This is a genomic window from Intestinirhabdus alba (genome assembly GCF_009711095.1).
In the GTDB taxonomy this organism is placed as follows: Bacteria; Pseudomonadota; Gammaproteobacteria; order Enterobacterales; family Enterobacteriaceae; genus Intestinirhabdus; species Intestinirhabdus alba.
Genome location: NZ_WMJZ01000031.1, coordinates 1 through 17,063 on the forward strand (window position 1 = coordinate 1; position 17,063 = coordinate 17,063).

13 protein-coding genes and 1 CRISPR repeat array are annotated in these 17,063 nt (G+C 54.9%); of the genes, 2 read left to right on the forward strand and 11 right to left on the reverse strand.

Going from position 1 to position 17,063, the window contains the following annotated elements; translation table 11 throughout:
- The first annotated feature begins 241 nt into the window (after nt 1-241).
- Nucleotides 242-889: a hypothetical protein gene (locus GJV78_RS18300; RefSeq protein ID WP_155109659.1), complete on the forward strand. Its 648-nt coding sequence runs from the start codon at nt 242-244 to the stop codon at nt 887-889.
- 588 nt (nt 890-1,477) lie between these two features.
- Here the strand turns inward: GJV78_RS18300 and cas6f are convergent.
- The 9 genes from cas6f to GJV78_RS23735 form a co-directional block, all read right to left on the reverse strand.
- Nucleotides 1,478-2,032, reverse strand: coding sequence for a type I-F CRISPR-associated endoribonuclease Cas6/Csy4 (gene cas6f, locus GJV78_RS18305; protein WP_155109660.1), 555 nt, complete (start codon nt 2,030-2,032; stop codon nt 1,478-1,480).
- Between the two features lie 9 nt (nt 2,033-2,041).
- Nucleotides 2,042-3,043: a type I-F CRISPR-associated protein Csy3 gene (gene csy3 / locus GJV78_RS18310; protein ID WP_155109661.1), complete on the reverse strand. Its 1,002-nt coding sequence runs from the start codon at nt 3,041-3,043 to the stop codon at nt 2,042-2,044.
- A gap of 9 nt (nt 3,044-3,052) precedes the next feature.
- Nucleotides 3,053-3,988, reverse strand: coding sequence for a type I-F CRISPR-associated protein Csy2 (gene csy2 / locus GJV78_RS18315; RefSeq protein ID WP_167519637.1), 936 nt, complete (start codon nt 3,986-3,988; stop codon nt 3,053-3,055).
- A complete protein-coding gene (gene csy1, locus GJV78_RS18320; RefSeq protein WP_155109662.1) occupies nt 3,985-5,298 on the reverse strand; it encodes a type I-F CRISPR-associated protein Csy1 in 1,314 nt (437 codons plus the stop codon). Before csy1 ends, csy2 begins: the two co-directional genes overlap by 4 nt.
- 17 nt (nt 5,299-5,315) lie before the next feature.
- Nucleotides 5,316-8,579 (reverse strand): type I-F CRISPR-associated helicase Cas3f, encoded by a 3,264-nt coding sequence (gene cas3f / locus GJV78_RS18325; RefSeq protein WP_155109663.1) that lies wholly within the window; start codon nt 8,577-8,579, stop codon nt 5,316-5,318.
- The gene (gene cas1f / locus GJV78_RS18330; RefSeq protein WP_155109664.1) at nt 8,576-9,550 is read right to left on the reverse strand and encodes a type I-F CRISPR-associated endonuclease Cas1f; all 975 of its coding nucleotides are present in this window, start codon (nt 9,548-9,550) and stop codon (nt 8,576-8,578) included. Before cas1f ends, cas3f begins: the two co-directional genes overlap by 4 nt.
- Nucleotides 9,551-9,676: 126 nt before the next feature.
- Nucleotides 9,677-10,365: direct repeats of the CRISPR family, unit length 28 nt; unit sequence TTTCTAAGCTGCCTGTACGGCAGTGAAC.
- Nucleotides 10,366-10,605: 240 nt separating this feature from the next.
- Nucleotides 10,606-12,882, reverse strand: coding sequence for an ATP-dependent Clp protease ATP-binding subunit ClpA (clpA, locus tag GJV78_RS18335; RefSeq protein ID WP_155109665.1), 2,277 nt, complete (start codon nt 12,880-12,882; stop codon nt 10,606-10,608).
- Nucleotides 12,883-12,912: 30 nt separating this feature from the next.
- Nucleotides 12,913-13,233, reverse strand: coding sequence for an ATP-dependent Clp protease adapter ClpS (clpS, locus tag GJV78_RS18340; protein ID WP_155109666.1), 321 nt, complete (start codon nt 13,231-13,233; stop codon nt 12,913-12,915).
- A gap of 97 nt (nt 13,234-13,330) precedes the next feature.
- Nucleotides 13,331-13,405, reverse strand: coding sequence for a hypothetical protein (locus tag GJV78_RS23735; RefSeq protein WP_230979185.1), 75 nt, complete (start codon nt 13,403-13,405; stop codon nt 13,331-13,333).
- A 150-nt stretch (nt 13,406-13,555) separates the two neighbouring features.
- Between GJV78_RS23735 and cspD the strand changes: the two genes are divergently transcribed.
- Nucleotides 13,556-13,777, forward strand: a complete 222-nt coding sequence (cspD, locus tag GJV78_RS18345; RefSeq protein ID WP_155109667.1) for a cold shock-like protein CspD — start codon at nt 13,556-13,558, stop codon at nt 13,775-13,777.
- 87 nt (nt 13,778-13,864) lie between these two features.
- Here the strand turns inward: cspD and macB are convergent, their stop codons facing one another.
- Nucleotides 13,865-15,808: a macrolide ABC transporter ATP-binding protein/permease MacB gene (gene macB, locus GJV78_RS18350; protein WP_155109668.1), complete on the reverse strand. Its 1,944-nt coding sequence runs from the start codon at nt 15,806-15,808 to the stop codon at nt 13,865-13,867.
- Nucleotides 15,805-16,923 carry a macrolide transporter subunit MacA gene (macA, locus tag GJV78_RS18355; RefSeq protein ID WP_155109669.1) on the reverse strand — a complete coding sequence of 373 codons (1,119 nt, stop codon included), beginning with the start codon at nt 16,921-16,923 and terminating at the stop codon, nt 15,805-15,807. The genes macB and macA overlap by 4 nt, the downstream gene beginning before the upstream one ends.
- Between the last annotated feature and the right edge of the window lie 140 nt (nt 16,924-17,063).

Genomic DNA, 17,063 nt, shown 5'->3' on the forward strand with positions numbered 1-17,063 from the left:
ATTGCCGGGAGCAATTTTGAACAGCGCCTGCGCTGGCCCCGAAGGGGCGAGGCCCAGGGATGGGCCGGGTAACGGCGAGCGAAGCGAGTCAATCCCCCTCTCACCGCCATAGTTGAGTTAAAATTGCGCCTAATGGGCCAGGCTCTTATTTCATGATAATTGCTAATGGCGCTTACGCTTTTTTATGGTAGCATCACGTCAGTTTATCTCGACGTGCACTCAGACAATAATTTTTTGGATTATGATAAATGGAAAGATCGTTATTATTTTTTATTGCCTGGGGGGCTCTGCCCTGGTTTATTTCGGCATCAAACTTATAAAAGACGAACATAGAGGATATAGTTTTGCTCTGATTGCCTGTGTCATAACCAGTTGTATTATAGTGTCTTCCTTTTCATCATTGTCTACAGGAATCTGGTGGGTATTAGTCATAGTGCTAACCTTCACAATGTTATTCGTAGTATTGTTTTTATCAGTTATAATTAAAAATTATTTAATGACAAGGTACATCAACAGCCTTGTCACGCAGCTAAAGAACACTCCTTCCTTCAATTTAGCAGAACATTTAATTAAAGAGCACCATAAGTATCAATGGTATGCCTTGCATTTTCCTTTAGAAAACACGTTTGAGTTGGGTTTTAATTTTCACGGTATCAATCCTGTCATAGGCAAAAAACTTTATATCAAAACCTTAACCGGACGTCATCTTCACTTCATTCCCATGCAGCTACCGCAAGAAATTGATTTTAATTCAACTACTCTCTCTGTCCTTCCGTCTTTTTACAGTTTTAATCAACGGACAAAAGCGTTGGTTGACGATTACCTGCTCAGAATTAAGGATAATCACAAGACACCGTGGATTATTAACGATGTGGTTGATAAAGAATAAAAACAGGATGTTAAACTTAGCACCTGAAAATAATAAACCGCGGGACGACGTAATGCCCTGAAAAGGATCGGCAGTAACGTCCTCCCCTGCCATAAAATATCCGCCTTGAATAGTGGCAGCCCGGTCGGCCCGACGGCTTTTTGATCAGCAGCGTCGCAGAGCCCGTTTATCCTCTTCAGAAGAAAGCGCCTGCCCGACGCAGAAGCTGAACAGGCACCGACTACGCATTCAGGATACGACTCCCCAGGCCACGAGGTTGCCGCTCCCCTTCCCGTTACCGATCGTTTCGTTGCCTGGCCCGGAGAAATGCCGGCCTGCTCATCGCTCTTTCAATGTAGGTCTTAAGATGGTTATTTAAATCAATCCCGCACAGCAGCGATTGCAGTGTATCGGAGCAAATAAGGTAAAAGCCACCGCTGAGTGCCTTTCACGGTCGCCCGCCGGCCCATGCTTTAACACAGCCTGTAGCCCTTTCCCACAGGCTATGTTAAATATCTCCTGGCGGTGTAGAGCCATTTAGCTATCTTACTTCGAGTCTTCGTGCGAAATAGCGTCCACGTTCACGATAAATAGCACAGCGCCACGGCCTCAGAACCACGGAATTGTCGCTGTCGTACTCAGCCCATAAAAGTTGAACAAACCGCTCACTGGCTCTGTACGCAACTGACCGTGAAGAATAAACAGCCGGAACTGCTGACCGCTCGACAGGCTCTTAACGTTAATATAGGGTAGCCCGGTGCGCCGTTCTTTGATCGTCAACAGACGCTGTCGGGCCTGCTCCTGGGTCAACCACCCCTTGTTAACCGAGCGGCGAATTAGCCGCTGCGGACAGCTTTTTACCTGAACCCGGCTAACCGTTCGCCAGCCGATAATTTGTGGAACGAGAGCTACACCTGAACACTGGCAGTAGTCATTCAGCCCCTTGCGCCACGATAGCGCCTCAAGCGCCTGTAACGCCGTTTGGGAGCCGTGAAGCCGCAAAATCGCTCCCGGCGTTTTAGCCATCTGCGGAAAACTGACGCCGATATCGCCTTTACCCCGCGTCGCCAGGGCGCGATGCAGCTTTGCAAACAGCGCCGCCATCAGCATCTCTGCAGAAAATTCAGGGTCCGCAACAACCCGGATCTCAAGATAGTGATCCATCGTCGCTCCTTATTCGCCTTTCTCACCGAATACACCGCCGCGAATCAGCACGGCCATGACATAGTGTTGCTGTGCTACCTCCGGTTTTACACCCTTCGTTACCCAACTATCCAGCAGCGTATAGAAGTCCATTTTATCTTTTGGCTGCCGGCAGGCCACGCCGCGACTGGTTACCGAGCCGTATGGCTCAACCGCAATGGCTCCCATTTCTTCCGCTCTCGGATGCCAGGTATCAATGGTGCGCAGCGCATTACCGATCTTCTGCGAATGCATTCCGGCAACGCCTGCTACCTGGTATAAAACGCGACTCTTGCTGCTGTTGCTGTCCAGTACCAGTTCCTGCGATGGGAATACCTCCTGGCCGGCACCCAGACGGACCTGTGCTTCAACGTTCAACATAACCCACCCCTCACCCTGCAGACCTTTTTCGATAACGGCGGACAAGGCGGCAAGCTCAGTGTCCGACTGTCCGAACTCACGTAACGAATAGTCGTAGCTGCTGAACGTCCACTCATCCTCTCCGGCACGCACGCTAACCTGGATTTGCTCAGCGCCAATGCGATTGCGCCACAGAAAGCGTCCATTTGCCAAATTAAAGGCATAGCGACGGGCAAGCTCACCAAAACCCTGCTCACTAATATATCCTTCGATAACCTGGCGCAGCGCCTCCTGATAGGCCATATCATTACAGACCGATGGAGTCGATAAATTACCCAGCACGCGCAGCGTAAACGCCACCTTCAGCGTGTCGGCACCTGCCGGCAGCGCTGCGGTGTCCACGCGCTGTAGGTTCGCCTTCTGGATTTCAGCGTCCAGTTTGGCCGGATCGCCGGTAATGGCGTTTTTCAAACGGTTGGAGATGGTTCCACGAACGGCCTTCTCCTGAATTGCTATCGCCTGCCATTGATCTCCCAACCAGTTTCCGGAATACATCATGGCATCGGAAACGGCGAGCTTACGCTCAAATGCCAGTACAGAAGCAGTTTTTACAGTTACGGGGGCCTTTGCCATAATCAGTCCTTATTCAAAATCGTCGTCATCATTTAGCGTCAAATCATCGGAAACCGACAGCGCCGAGCAGTAGTAGCCTGTTTCCGTGGTACGGTAGCGCCAGAGAAGCGGTTGTAGATCGGTAATACGATGCACGCCGCGCCATTCACCGACGCCGTAAACGGCTTCAGTGAAGGCAAAAGGGATAGTGGTGTCTCGTGCATTAGCCACTTCACCGGCAGGATAAAGCGGTGAAATACGCTGATAGCCGCACATCAGCGGCACCAGATAGCCCGGCATCGGTTTAGGTTGATATTCCCACACTGCCTTATCCCCCTCCTCCGGGAGATTGGCCTGATACCGAAGCGCCGCAAAGTCCAGCCAGGCATCAAGCAGCGTTTTATTGCGATCCTGATGTTGTAACGTACGATGGTGCTCCAGCAGCCATTCACTACGATCGTACAGGGCAAAGCCTGGCATCAGGCACCAGAGGATCTGCCGCAGCTGTTTTTGATTGTCAGAGGCCTCATATATATGTGGATCGCGCATACTAACGACGTTCCCTCCCGCCAGCTTCTGCCCCTGGCAATGCTGCTTAAGCCATGAACACAGCACCTTCTTCCCATATTCGCCATTTGCAATCTCGCCCTGGCATTCAACCAGCAGGGAGACAGTAAGATGCATTCGCGCTTCTTCATTGAACGGCGCAGTTTTTCCTTCTTTCGTCAGCGGGTTACGGGTGAGAGCAAACAGCCAGTCGCGGCCCGATGTATGTGCCTGGACATACTGCTCGTGGCTGATAATCGCACAGCCGGAGAACGAGACGCCGTGCTCCGGGCCAATCTTACGGGAAAGCGCATGGACATAGCCCAGGAAATGAGTGATTGCCGGAAACCCCCACGTCAGCCCGGCAACAGCATTGGCATTTTCAATGCGTATGTGGGGCAACAAAACCAGATAGCTCACTTTAGCGCCTCCTGTACAATGGCTTCCATCTCACGCATCCGCTGGTCAAACAGCCGCTGGGTTCGCCACTCCCGACGCTCGGTTATCCCGACGTCCAGGCGTACGTGCTTCAGGCGCTGATTCAGCCAGCGGGAAAAATCATCCGCAACGGCGGATTTCCAGCCCTCTTTTTCGCGCTCAAGCCGAAAGGCCGCATCCACTTTGCTGTGCCAGGGATCGAGCCAGAGCTGCTGATGACGAGGAAGCTCCGGACTATTTAACGTCCATCCCTGCCAGCTTTCCTGCTGAAACACCGCCGCATGCATAAACAGAAGATCGATAAGCTCATCGACAGCGTTTCCTCGCGCACGGCGGATATGACGGCTATTTTTTGCCGCATTCTCTTGCAGCAGGAGGACTATGCGCCGGACGGTATCTGAAGCTTCCCGATTAAAAGATCCGCTGAGACTAAAGAGGCTACGCATATTTTGGGGCGGCTTTTGCGACTTCGTCCAGACAGGGGGCCGCGACGGCAGCAGCCAGACACGCCCGCCGCGCGTGCTGTTCAGTGCAGAGATATTTTGCGGCTTGGTGCCGCCAAAATGCATTTCGGCCAGATGTGGATAGCGCACGTCGGGAGACGGATGCCATCTGCTGGCCCGGTGCGCCTCGCGCACCGCTTTTGCCTGCTCGCCAAAACGCGCGGCAATCAGTTTTTCATGCATCCTCTGCGCCAGCGAGGTGGCAAACAGCGGGCACAGAAGGTGATAGCCCTCCTCTACGGGAAAATAGATCTGTTTGGCAAGTTTATGCGAAGCGGGCTGAGCGGGGGCGAGCGCCTGTTGAAATCCAGTGACCCATTGCCTGAGCTGCGCTTCATTTTCAGCAAGAGTATTAAGCGGCCGATAATCGCCCCGCTTCAGACAGGCCAGCAGCGAATCGCCATCCACGTTAGTTTGCAGCAGCTTCGCCACGTCAAGGGCTGCGGCGTTACCTACAGCGTCCGACGTGATATCAGCAAGCGATGCGGTGCTTAAATAGCCCTCTTCATCCGGAGTTTCACGATAGATGCTGCTGCTTTTTGAATCCCCGTGGGTAAACTTCGCCGCATGGGTCACCAGGCTGATTTGCCCCGCCCGCCTTGCCGCCTCCGTCAGCCAACTCTGCGGCTGATAGCGTGCCTCAAGATCCTGGCGCTCCTGGGCCACGACGGCGGGATCTTCCCCCCGCGCCAGGCGCCTTGCCGCCTCTTTGTCAAAGGCATCCAGTTTGGGCTGCTTTCGCGAAGCGATATACCCGATGATAAAACGGGTCAGAGCTTCTGTTGACATAATTTTTCCTGACATCATTAAAATTTATCCCGATAAACACCCAGCCACGGGTGATAGCACCAGTCGCTAATGGCGCTTTCTTGCTTATTAACCGGCACGGTTATCTCACCAAAAGTCTCACTGGCGAGTCCGATTTCGATATTAAGCCTGTCGGCCAGCTCCAGCAGCACCTCGCCATAATCCACGCTTCCCCAGTTGGCAACCCCTTCGGCGCACTCAACCTCAGCCGAAACAAACCCTTCGGCGGACTTCATCTCACCGCCTTCGGTGCGAAAGACGAAGTACGGCTCGCTCAGTTCATCTTCCAGGTACAGAAAAAACGTCGCCTCCGGCTGCGACTGGCGAAACGGCGTTCTGCGCTGCATCCAGGCGTTCCATGAAAGGGGATTGCGCCACCACTCTGCGGCCACAATTCGCTTGCCCCGGCTGTTCATAAGCGTTTCTCTTAAGCGTCGGTGCTCCAGCTCTGCCAGTTTGTTATCGCCGTTTGCCGGTAGGATACGCGGCAGAGCGTTAATGGTCTGGTAATCCTGCGGCGGCAAAAGTGTATAGAGATCGTGACTGTCCAGCGGACAGGCCTTATCTTCAAAACCTGGTCGACAGAATGCGGGCGTCAGGTTTCTGAGCGCCCTGATATTACGGCTGAGGAGCACCACGTTTTCCGCATCCGGTACGATGCGCCGATGGCGCTGTATTCGCCCTGCAAACTGAATAATTGAGCGCATGGAGCTGGGCTCAATAATGCCCCAGCTGGCGTCCCAGTCCCGGCCCACCTCCATTACGGAAGTACCGAGCACCACAAAAATATGCTGCGTTTCCGGGCGCTGCCGAAGAACATGCGCTATTGTCGGATGCTGCCACAGGGTGGCAGCATCGTGACGGATAAAGGCGGCATCGAGACTCGCTTCCATCGCCGAACGTACCGCCAGAGGATGACGGGCGTGGTAAACGCAATAGTGAATACACACATCCTGCGGCGAGGGGGTGGCCAGCAGCGCTTTTGCTACCGCCGCCAGCGGGTCAATATTGGCAAAGCGTACCAGCCCCAGGGAGATCGCTTTTCCATCGGTGCGGGTTTCTTTGTGCACCCGATGTAGTTCAAGGATTTGCTGGTGTACGGTCTGTGCCACAGCCGCAATCACATCAGCAAAAGAGGCAGAAACGGGGCGAACCGACGCAATGCGACCAGAATGTAGCCCCGGCTTTTCCGCCAGCATCAGCGCACGTCGTTCGACAAAAGCACGATGTGCTTCGCTAAATTTACGTCCGTCGGGCAGCTGTTCCGCATGTGCTCGCTGTTCGTCAAACCACGCACAGCAGATATTAACCGGCCTGTCGCTTTCCCCGCATGACTTCTGCCATACTTTGCGCCCCGCGAGGTATGCGGCGAACAACGCCTGAACCAACTCCGGCGGCAGCGTAGCGGAAGATAACAGCACCCGCGTTCCCAGCATTCCTGCCCAGTTCATTAGTCGACAGACCGCATACAGATCGGCAATATCAAAATCATCTGGTTCATCCAGGATCAGATCGCTGCTCAACAGACGTAGCATGGCAGGTAGCTGCTTTCCTCCACGCACCCCCTCCGTAGCCGGGATCAGATGATCAATAGTGGCTACCAGCACCGGAGCGCTGACCAGCGCGGACAGCCGGGTATCGCTCTGTAGCCACTTTTCCAGCGCCCCCGCCTGCACGCTGCCGTCGTAATGCACGTATTGCTGCTCATCCAGCGGTGATTCCACCGACGCGCTGCCCCGATCGGATTCCGCTTGTTTTTTCTCTTTTTCCACCTGCTGCCAGAGTTGCTTCACCGCTGGCGAACCCACTAATACCGCCAGATCGTCTTCATCCAGATGCAGACGCCGCCGCAGCGCGTCGCCGGTTTGCAGCGTCAGCGTACGCAAACCCAGCGCAATGGTGAAGCGGCAGCCTTTCTGCTCGTCCGCTAAGGCGTACATAATTCGGGCATTAGCAAACGTTTTACCACAGCCGGTGGAGGCCATATTTACGCCAAAGAATCCTTGTTCCCGGCTGCGTTCACGCAGCGCGACGGCAACATCCCAGGCCTTATTTTGCCACTGGAAAAGCGGATCTATCGCCCGTTGACGAAACCCCTTATGGCGAGCAATGGCGGGCAGCGACGCGCGGGCGCGCATCAGCTGGCGTCCCACAAGTAAAGCGTGATGTGCCACGCCGGTCAGATGCTCATCAACCCGCAGCTTCAACGCGCCGCTGCTTCGATCGCTGTTGGCCCAGACAGGATACAGCGGGTCCTGCCAGTGCGGCTGCGGATCGCCTGATGAACAGAAGCGATCGGCCAGCATAAGACAAAAACGCGCCATATGCAGGATAAACGGCTGCTCCATGCTTCCCCATTGCCTTAGCGCCGGCGTATTTCTCGCCCGCCTGGCTATCTGTCGGGCCTTTTCACGCCAGACGCGGCTCTGCAACGGCGTTCCTGACGGAAAGGTCCAGACATGATGAAAATCGGCCTCCGTCCAGCGAAAGGCTTTTTCCGTATCATCATGATTTAACGCATTCCACTCGACATTGAGCTGCGTTTCCAGCCATCGCGCGCAGTGCTCAGACGACTCCTTACTCTGGCTGCGCAAATTTTCCGGCAGTCGATGGTGAGACAGCACCAGCCAGGCGACAACCCTGGCAAGCGGAGGAAGCGTGGTAAAGGGGCTATCACTATAGTGCGGATTATCCTTTTGCAAACGAGCAAGAAGCGCAGTCTCATCTTCGCTTGTCAGCGATTCCAGCTTTTCCAGCCACCGAGCGTCATCCTGTTCTCCAACGAACGCCTGAAACAGCCGTACGGAAATCCACTCATGCCGATAAGGCTGAAAGCTTCTGCTATTTTTACCGGTCAGACTCTCCTGAAAACAGCGCCCTGCCTTACCAAAATCGTGAAACAGCCCGGCAATGGCTGCCAGCAAGGCAATACTCTCCGCGCTTTGCCAGCGGTATTCCTCTTTATCTACTGTGGCAAGGGTGGAGGTACGATGGGTTGGCACGCGCCCCTGGGCGTTAAAGCGTCGCGGATTGCCGACGATCCACAGCAGCTCCGACTGACCGTTTTTCTTAAGCCAGTGGCAGGCAACCGCAGTATTACGCCTTGCACTTTTCCGCAACAGCCGACGTAACGTATTTGCGCCTTCAAAAGTAATGATGGTCTGCCAGGCAGCATCGCCGGTACGCTCGGCAAACTGGTCGAGAATACGACAGCTTTCCTCACGGGCGTGCTTGCTGCAGCGGGAAATAATCAGTACGTTCATAGCTGGTTTCCGGCGAGACTGCGAGCGGTTTCCTGCAGGGTAATAATCATCAAATCCAGCGCCTCAGACTGCTGAAACTGACTAATACAGCGCTGGCGGAAACCTTGTGCGTCCTCCCCCTCCATAGCGGCAAGAAAGGCCAGCGGCATGACTATGGCATCTTTAATTAAATCTGCCAGATCGAAAACCAGCCCGCCACGCCGCGTTTTTCCATGCATAACGGCAAGCGCATGCGGTATGCCCGTTACCCATGCGGCGACGGCAGCCAGACCATAAGCCAGATAATTCCCCTGGTCAAGAAACCGGTTTGCCAGATCGATTCCGCCACCCCGTTTTGCGCGCGTAAATTCTCCATAGCCGACGGTCTGGCTCACCAGCTTATATAATGATTTGGTAAGTAGCGCTTCCTGCAATAGTAATGAGGTATGATTTTCTGCTTTAGACAGGGATTCACGTGCACGATTGATTATATCACCCAGCCGTTTTATATCAGGTTTAAATAAATTACGCGGAGAAGAAAACCAATATTTTTCAATCTGCTGCAGCCGTATTTCCTGAAATCGCTTTGCTGCTGCGAGTCTTTTTTCTTCATTAAACCAGAAAGAAACCCAGCACTGTAAATATTCTGTCGGGCGATATTCGCTTTGCGGCGATAGCCATGAAACTTCAATATCCACTTCATTGGCAGAGTAAAGCGGAGTACCGTCCGTGCCGCAAAAACCAACCATTACGCCCGCTCTGGCAAATTCACGCATGGCTGCCTGCGATACCGAAGTACCCATTCCCAACATCACTGCCGTAGTATTAGCGACAGGAATATTCCAGTAATACGATTCATTACCCGCCTGGGTAATATATTCCACCCGCCCGCCGTTTACCTGCACACGACATTTCTCAAGATAATAAATATTGGCACGTTTAGAATGCAATATCGTTTTCAGATCGGTTGGCGAGATAAATTTTTCGGGCATAGACGCGCATTTCCCCATAAAAGAGGCTTAACATAATGAACTATGCTACCGTCAGGTAGAAGTAAACAGAATTGATTAGAATCAATCTATTCGTTATTGCTTTATTAACTGTATAACAGGAGCTTTTTTATACGCTGATTGTACGGCAGTGAACGCGCCATGTGCGCCCGGTGCGCTGGTCTGGGCTTTCTAAGCTGCCTGTACGGCAGTGAACCGATTACAGAAAGGCGGCGGGCTGGTTATGTGTTTTCTAAGCTGCCTGTACGGCAGTGAACAAAAAACAGTCCTGACAAACAGACGCCCGTAATTTCTAAGCTGCCTGTACGGCAGTGAACGGATATACCCAGCTCCTTCAGGTTCGGAGTAATTTCTAAGCTGCCTGTACGGCAGTGAACAAACACTGCGCCACCACAGGCTGCCCGATTAATTTCTAAGCTGCCTGTACGGCAGTGAACGTTCATGGTGCAATGCCCTCGTCCCAGGCGTATTTCTAAGCTGCCTGTACGGCAGTGAACACTGACTCTGGCAGAACGCTGACTTTACGCACTTTCTAAGCTGCCTGTACGGCAGTGAACGCCGGATTTGTCCAATCCCTCAACGGCTAACATTTCTAAGCTGCCTGTACGGCAGTGAACAGAGCCGCGCGCGATATACAAAATGCTGTTGCTTTCTAAGCTGCCTGTACGGCAGTGAACCCAATCACGACGTGCAGCAGAGCGTGAAATCTTTTCTAAGCTGCCTGTACGGCAGTGAACGAAATAAAGCTGCTCTCCGGCATGCTCGTTCCTTTCTAAGCTGCCTGTACGGCAGTGAACTGATAGCAACAAACGCTATCATATTGTTATATAACATATAAATAAAATTAAATGATTTTAACCCTATTCTTTGCTGCATAAATAATAAATCTTAAAATCAATAACTTATAATTTATATTGAAAAAAGGGTCAGAAGAAAGACGCTCCATTGCGGCTGCAGCTTAAGCAATGAAACCCGTCGTTGGCGGATATAAAAAACCGGGTACGTGAACGGAACCCGGTTTATCGTTTAAAACAGCATTAATGCGCTGTTTCTGGCTTGTGCTTCTGTGCGCTCTGGAAACCGTAGGTCAGAGCGTTTTTCTCTTTATCCAGCGCAACGGTGACCTGCCCGCCGTCCACCAGCGTTCCAAACAGCAGCTCGTTCGCCAGCGGCTTCTTCAGATTATCCTGAATCACCCGCGCCATAGGCCGCGCGCCCATCGCCCGATCGTAGCCCTTCTCCGCCAGCCAGTTGCGCGCTTCCTGGCTGACTTCCAGGGAAACGCCTTTCTGATCCAGCTGAACCTGCAGCTCAACGATAAACTTATCGACAACCTGATGGATCACCTCGGTAGAGAGATGCTCGAACCAGATAATGTTGTCGAGACGGTTGCGAAACTCCGGCGTAAAGATCTTTTTGATCTCACCGAGCGCGTCGGTGCTGTTGTCCTGATGGATAAGGCCAATGGATTTACGCTCGGTTTCACGCACCCCGGCATTGGTGGTCATCACCAGCACCACGTTGCGGAAATCCGCTTTACGCCCGTTGTTATCGGTCAGGGTGCCGTTATCCATTACCTGCAGCAGCAGGTTAAAGACGTCCGGATGCGCCTTTTCGATCTCATCAAGCAGCAACACCGCGTGGGGATGTTTGATCACCGCGTCCGTCAGCAGCCCGCCCTGATCGAAGCCGACATAACCCGGAGGCGCACCGATCAGGCGGCTTACGGTATGGCGTTCCATATATTCGGACATATCGAAGCGCAGCAGCTCAATGCCCAGCGCTTTCGAAAGCTGCACCGTTACCTCGGTTTTCCCGACGCCGGTCGGACCGGCAAACAGGAAAGAGCCAACCGGCTTGTGCTCATGGCCGAGGCCCGCCCGACTCATCTTAATAGCCTCGGTCAGGGCCTCAATGGCCTTATCCTGGCCGAAGACCAGCATTTTCAGGCGATCGTTGAGGCTGCGCAGCGTATCGCGGTCGCTCCGGGAAACGCTCTTCTCAGGAATGCGCGCAATTCGCGCCACCACCGACTCGATATCCGCCACGTTGACCGTTTTCTTACGCTTGCTGACCGGCATCAGGCGCGCCCGCGCGCCGGCTTCGTCAATCACGTCAATCGCCTTGTCCGGCAAATGTCGGTCGTTGATATATTTTACCGCCAGCTCTACCGCCGCACGCACCGCTTTCGCGGTGTAGCGCACGTCGTGGTGCGCTTCATACTTCGGCTTCAGGCCATTGATGATCTGCACGGTTTCCTCCACCGACGGCTCGGTAATATCAATCTTCTGGAAACGACGCGCCAGGGCGCGATCTTTCTCAAACACGCCGTTGAATTCCTGCCAGGTGGTGGAGCCCATGACGCGAATTTTGCCGCTGGAGAGCAGCGGTTTAATCAGATTCGCCGCGTCCACCTGCCCGCCTGATGCCGCCCCCGCACCGATGATGGTGTGGATCTCGTCAATAAACAGAATGCTGTTGCTGTCCTGCTCCAGCTGCTTCAGCAGCGCTTTGAAACGTTTCTCAAAATCGCCGCGATACTTGGTGCCCGCCAGAAGCGAACCGATATCCAGCGCGTAAAGCGTGCAGTCCGCCATAATATCCGGCACGTCGCCCTGGACGATGCGCCAGGCCAGCCCCTCGGCGATAGCGGTTTTACCGACGCCGGATTCCCCCACCAGCAGCGGGTTATTCTTCCGCCGACGGCAGAGCACCTGAATGGCGCGCTCCAGCTCTTTTTCACGACCGATGAGCGGATCGATACCGCCCACGCGAGCAAGCTGGTTGAGATTGGTGGTGAAGTTCTCCATGCGCTCCTCCCCGCCGGCCTGCTCTTCGCTACCCGGCTGCTGCGCCGAGTCAGAAGGCTGGCCCGGCTCATCTTTGCGCGTGCCGTGAGAGATAAAATTCACCACGTCAAGGCGGCTGACCTCATGCTTACGCAGCAGCCAGGCCGCCTGAGATTCCTGTTCGCTGAAGATAGCAACCAGCACGTTAGCGCCGGTGACTTCGCTGCGCCCGGATGACTGAACGTGAAAGACGGCGCGCTGCAGCACGCGCTGAAAGCTCAGCGTCGGCTGCGTGTCGCGTTCTTCAACGCTTTCAGGCAGAACGGGCGTGGTTTGTTCAATGAAGGCTTCGAGTTCCTGCCGGAGCGCAGCCAGATCCACCGAACACGCTTCCAGCGCTTCGCGGGCCGACGGGTTACTGAGCAGCGCCAGTAACAAATGCTCGACGGTCATAAACTCATGACGGTGCTCGCGCGCTCTGGCGAAAGCCATATTTAAACTGAGTTCCAGTTCTTGATTGAGCATTGGCACCTCCCCCAATTTTTATGCCTGTATTCAGGCTTTTTCCAGCGTACACAGCAGCGGATGCTCGTTTTCCCTTGCGTACTTGTTCACCATCGCTACCCGGGTTTCCGCAACCTCGGCGGTATAAACGCCGCAGATTGCTCTCCCCTGGTAGTGAACCGCAAGCATCAGCTGCGTTGCACGTTCAATATCATAAGAAAAGAATTTCTGTAACACGTCAATAACAAACTCCATCGGAGTGTAATCATCATTGACTAATATCACTTTATACATAGATGGCGGTTTTAGCGCGTCGCGCACTTCATCTTCCGCCAGCTGATGGAAATCCATCCAGTCGTTCGTTTTACCCATGTCAGTCATCATCTTCAGTTACTGTTTTCGGCAAACCATGCCGCCGCTGACAAGAGCGATTACGCACTCTCAATCTACCTCAATTGCCAGATAACTATCACCTATTACTGGCATCCGCGACACCTGTCACATTCCTGGCAATAGCGTTAACTGCTTCAAATTTTTGATTCAATTTTACCCAATCAACCCTGTCTGATGCTTGACGCCTCGTCCGTTTTCTCTAAATTGTAATTTCGAGAGTTGGCGAGGTTTTGAACAGCCTCCACTCCACCACCGGTTCATTCCATCTTACTTATATAAGATTTATGAAGGATGTCGAAGCATGGAAACGGGTACTGTTAAGTGGTTCAATAATGCCAAAGGGTTTGGCTTCATCTGCCCTGCAGGCGGCGGCGAAGATATTTTCGCACACTATTCCACCATTCAGATGGATGGTTACAGAACGCTAAAAGCCGGACAAGCCGTCCAGTTTGATGTACACCAGGGGCCAAAAGGCAATCATGCCAGCGTTATCGTGCCCATCGAAGCAGAAGCGGTCGCCTAGCTCTTCTGTTTTATTGTGTACATCCCGCAGACAAAATGCCAGCCCGATCGGCTGGCATTTTTATTGCCGTCGCCCCTCCGTGCCCGGCTACTCTCTGGAGAGGGCGTCAACCGGATCGAGCCGCGCCGCGCTGCGGGCGGGCAGCCAGCCGAACAGCACGCCGGTAAAGGACGAGCAGAAAAACGCCGTCAGCAGCGCCACCGGTGAAAAGCCAATTTCCCATCCGGGCAGAAACAGCTGCAGGGCAAAGGCGATCAGCATCGACAGGATAATGCCGAGCGCCCCGCCAACCAGGCAGACCAGCACCGCCTCAATTAAAAACTGCTGCAGCACGTCGCTGGCCCGGGCACCAACCGCCATGCGAATGCCAATTTCCCGCGTCCGTTCGGTGACCGACACCAGCATAATGTTCATTACGCCAATTCCTCCGACCACCAGCGAAATCACCGCCACCAGCGTCAGAAACAGCTGCAGGGTGCGCGTCGTCTTTTCGGCGGTTTTCAGCACGCCGTCGACATTCCAGGTAAAGAAATCCTTCTTGCCGTGGCGCAGGGTCAGCAGCCGGGTAATCTGCTGCTCCGCCTTCGCGCTGTCGAAACCCTCTTTTACCCGCACGGTAATGACGTTCAGCCACGACTGCCCCATTATCCGCCCGGCCATGGTGCTGTAGGGCAGCCAGACCCGCAGGATCTGCGAGCTGCCAAACATGGTTTTCTTCTCTTCCACGACGCCGATTACCGTGGCGGGCATATTACCCACCAGAATCACTTCACCCACCACCTTCGCCTTATGCGGAAAAAGCTGGCGGCGGGTATTGCTGTCCAGTACCACCACCTGGGCGCGCCCGGCGATCTGCTCGCGGTTGAAGGTACTGCCTTCGCTGAAGGTCATCCCGTAAACGCTGAAATAGTCGCTAACGCCGTTGGCGCTCGCCGCCACGTCGATATTGCCATAGCGCAGCCGCAGGTTTTGCGATACCGCAGGCGTGGCCGATTCCACCCAGGGCTGCTTCTGAATGGCGCTCAGATCGTCATACTTCAGCGCCTGCTGGTACTGCGGATCGTCGTCGCCAAAATCTTTGCCGGGGTAGATATCAATGGTGTTGGTGCCGATGGCGCGGATATCCGCCAGCACCAGCTGCTTTGCCGCATCGCCCACCACCACGATCGACACCACCGACGCAATGCCGATGATGATCCCAAGCATAGTCAATAGGGTACGCATCTTGTTGGCCGCCAGCGCCCGCCACGACATGGTCAGCGCCTCGCGAAAACCGCCGACGAACTGGCTCCAGCCGGAGGCAGCCTCTGCGGCCGGCCCGGCGATCCCCCTGCCGGCGGAGGCCTTTTGCGACGGCGGATTACGCACGATCTCACCGTCGCGGATCTCAATAACCCGCTCCGCCTGGGCGGCGACCTGGGGATCGTGGGTGACGATAATGACCGTATGCCCGCGATCGCGCAGCTGATGTAAAATCGCCATCACCTCCTCACCGGAGCGGCTGTCCAGCGCGCCGGTCGGCTCGTCGGCGAGGATCACCTGGCCGCCGTTCATCAGGGCGCGGGCAATGCTGACGCGCTGCTGCTGGCCGCCGGAAAGCTGGGAAGGCTGATAGTTTATCCGCTCCTCCAGCCCCAGACGCTTCAGCAGCTCGCCGGCGCGCGCCAGCCGCCGTTTACGTTCCGTGCCGGCATACACCGCCGGGACCTCGACGTTCTGCACCGCGGTCAGATGGGAGAGCAGATGGTAACGCTGGAATATAAAGCCGAAATGTTCGCGCCGCAGCTGCGCCAGGGCGTCGCCGCTGAGCGTCGAAACGTCGCGCCCCGCCACCCGATAGGTGCCGCTGGTGGGCCTGTCCAGGCAGCCAAGAATGTTCATTAGCGTCGATTTGCCGGAGCCGGAGGCACCGACGATCGCCACCATTTCACCGGCGTGGATCTGCAGGGTGATGCCCTTTAGCACCTCAACCTGCGTCTCTCCGGAGGGGTAGCTGCGGCGTATGTCGCTAAGCTCAAGCAGCGCCGTCATTGCGCCGCTCCCGGCGCGCCTTCGCCGATCACCACCTCATCGCCCGCCTCCAGCCCTTTGACGATCGCCACGTCGGTGTCATTGCGTACGCCGAGGGTCACTTCGCGCTCGCGGGTTTCGCCGTTGCGCAGCAGCGTCACCTTATAGCGGTTGTCGCCCACCGGCTCGCCGAGCGCCGACAGCGGTATGGTCAGCACATTTTTTACCGTGGCGAGCTGAATGTGCACCTGGGCGGTCATGTCGAGGCGCAGCACGCCCTGCGGGTTAGGCACTTCAAACCGGGCGTAATAGAAAATGGCGTCATTGACTTTCTCCGGCGTCGGCAGCACGTCCTTCAGCGTTCCCTCATAGCGGGTCTGCGGATCGCCAAGCACGGTAAACCAGGCCTTTTGCCCCGGCCGAAGATGAATCACGTCCGCTTCGGAAACCTGCGCCTTAACCAGCATGGTGCTCATATCCGCCAGCGTCAGAATGTTCGGTGCCTGCTGGGCGGCGATGACCGTCTGCCCCTGCAGGGTGGTGATTTGCGTCACCTCCCCCGACATCGGAGCCACGATACGGGTGTAGTCGAGGTTAATTCTGGCGGTGTCTAACGAAGCCTGGTTGCGCTGAATCTGCGCGTCGATGGTGCCAATCTGCGCCTGCCTGACTGCCATCTGGGTGGCGGCGGTATCCAGATCCTGACGGGATATCGCCAGCGTTTTCGCCAGCTGCTGCTGGCGCGCGAGCGTCACCTTCGCCAGCTTCAGCTCCGCCTCCGCCTGGGTGCGCTGGGCGCGAAGCTCCATCAGCGTGGCTTCCGCCTCTTTGATCTGGTTCTCCGCCTGTTCCGGATCGATCACCCCAAGCAGCTGATCTTTTTTGACTTTGTCACCGATGGCCACCGACAGCGTTTTCAACTGGCCGCTCACCTGCGCCCCGACGTCCACCTTACGCAGCGCGTCCAGCTTGCCGGTTGCCAGCACGCTCTGTTCAAGGTCTCCGGGGCGGACAATCAGCGTCTGATAGCGGGGTAACGGTGCGTTTAACGTTTTCCAGAGACCGATTCCTCCCAGGATGAGTATAAAAAGAAGAAGCAGATAACGTTTTTTAAATTTATATCCCTTAATACCCATAGCTATCCCGTTGGAAAGTGACGTTCTGAATTTAAACCGTACCTAAACCAACCCGCGGTCAGGAAAACCAGGCCGGGAGACATTGACGATTGGTTAACATTCAGCGTGATTCAATCTGCGGCATCATCTTTGTTGCGGAT

Excerpts from the sequence above, each read along its gene's own strand:
- csy3 (WP_155109661.1), bottom strand. The coding sequence starts at position 3,043 with ATGGCAAAGGCCCCCGTAACTGTAAAAACTGCTTCTGTACTGGCATTT.
- cspD (WP_155109667.1), top strand. The coding sequence starts at position 13,556 with ATGGAAACGGGTACTGTTAAGTGGTTCAATAATGCCAAAGGGTTTGGC.
- macB (WP_155109668.1), bottom strand. The coding sequence starts at position 15,808 with ATGACGGCGCTGCTTGAGCTTAGCGACATACGCCGCAGCTACCCCTCC.
- macA (WP_155109669.1), bottom strand. The coding sequence starts at position 16,923 with ATGGGTATTAAGGGATATAAATTTAAAAAACGTTATCTGCTTCTTCTT.
- clpS (WP_155109666.1), bottom strand. The coding sequence starts at position 13,233 with ATGGGTAAAACGAACGACTGGATGGATTTCCATCAGCTGGCGGAAGAT.
- csy1 (WP_155109662.1), bottom strand. The coding sequence starts at position 5,298 with ATGTCAACAGAAGCTCTGACCCGTTTTATCATCGGGTATATCGCTTCG.
- cas1f (WP_155109664.1), bottom strand. The coding sequence starts at position 9,550 with ATGCCCGAAAAATTTATCTCGCCAACCGATCTGAAAACGATATTGCAT.
- clpA (WP_155109665.1), bottom strand. The coding sequence starts at position 12,882 with ATGCTCAATCAAGAACTGGAACTCAGTTTAAATATGGCTTTCGCCAGA.
- cas3f (WP_155109663.1), bottom strand. The coding sequence starts at position 8,579 with ATGAACGTACTGATTATTTCCCGCTGCAGCAAGCACGCCCGTGAGGAA.
- GJV78_RS18300 (WP_155109659.1), top strand. The coding sequence starts at position 242 with ATGATAAATGGAAAGATCGTTATTATTTTTTATTGCCTGGGGGGCTCT.
- cas6f (WP_155109660.1), bottom strand. The coding sequence starts at position 2,032 with ATGGATCACTATCTTGAGATCCGGGTTGTTGCGGACCCTGAATTTTCT.